Origin of the sequence: Tessaracoccus sp. ZS01 (assembly GCF_022342445.1) — a bacterium.
In the GTDB taxonomy this organism is placed as follows: Bacteria; Actinomycetota; Actinomycetes; order Propionibacteriales; family Propionibacteriaceae; genus Arachnia.
Map to the genome: position 1 here is coordinate 1 of NZ_PQFE01000036.1, position 405 is coordinate 405.

At 47.4% G+C, this 405-nt stretch carries 1 protein-coding gene; it reads right to left on the reverse strand.

What is annotated here, in order from left to right:
• A partial coding sequence (locus tag C3E87_RS14470; RefSeq protein WP_143571071.1) for an ABC transporter permease subunit occupies nucleotides 1-405 on the reverse strand: 405 nt, incomplete at both ends.

Sequence of the window (405 nt, forward strand, 5' to 3'; positions counted from 1 at the left end):
GTCCAATGGTTGCAATAACCGGCAGGGAGATGGGAAGCACGATCTGAAAGAATATCTTAAACTGCGTCGCCCCATCCATTTTAGCCGATTCGATCAGTTCCTCCGGTATGGTCGTCTTGAAAAACGTCCTGCATATGACCACATTAAAGGAAGATACCGACAGGGGCAGGATCAGCGCCCACAAAGTATTCTTTAAATGCAGAAACTGGGATACGATGAAGTATGTAGAAACCAGGCCTCCGTTAAATACCATAGGAATGAAAACCAGCATGGTCAGAAATCCATTCAGTTTGTAGTCCGGTCTGGATAAAACATAACCCATCAGTGTGGTGAGAAGCGTTCCAAGGACGGTTCCCACAATCGTAACAAACAGGGACACGCCCAGCGCCCTGATGATTAACGCCC